This window comes from Flavonifractor plautii ATCC 29863, assembly GCF_000239295.1.
Classification (GTDB): Bacteria; Bacillota; Clostridia; order Oscillospirales; family Oscillospiraceae; genus Flavonifractor; species Flavonifractor plautii.
Genome location: NZ_JH417646.1, coordinates 1 through 533, shown reverse-complemented (window position 1 = coordinate 533; position 533 = coordinate 1). Strand labels below are relative to the sequence as shown.

The following is a 533-nucleotide window of genomic DNA, read 5'->3' as shown; positions in this document are numbered from 1 at the left end:
GAGAAGTATTCCCAGAGGCCAAGTACCAGCGGTGTACTGTGCACTTCTACCGCAATGTGTTCTCCGTAACGCCTCGCTCCAAGGTGAAGCTGGTGGCAAAGATGCTCAAAGCGATCCATGCTCAGGAGAGCAAGAAAGCTGCCCGGGAGAAAGCCAAAGCCGTGGTGGAGCAACTGCGCTCTATGAAGTTGAAAGAGGCCGCCAAGAAGGTGGAGGATGGCATTGAGGAAACGCTGACTTACTGCGATTTTCCCAGCGAACACTGGACTCGCATCCGTACCAATAACGTCATTGAACGGCTCAACCGGGAGATCCGCCGCCGCACTCGTGTAGTGGGCAGTTTCCCAGACGGCAACTCCGCCCTCATGCTGGTCTGCGCCCGGCTGCGCCATGTGGCCGGCACCCAGTGGGGCAACAAGAAGTACATGAACATGAAGCACCTGGAGGCTGCCCTTGAGGACGCCTCCATTGCTGGCTGACTTCTCTCATGCCAGGGCCTGCAAACCATTTTGCGAAAATTCCTTGACACTACC

At 56.5% G+C, this 533-nt stretch carries 1 protein-coding gene; it reads left to right on the top strand.

Features of this window, described 5'->3' with window-relative positions:
* Window positions 1-479 (top strand): IS256 family transposase (locus HMPREF0372_RS01770; protein ID WP_007488455.1); only part of this gene is annotated, 479 nt, incomplete at its 5' end.
* Window positions 480-533: the final 54 nt, after the last annotated feature.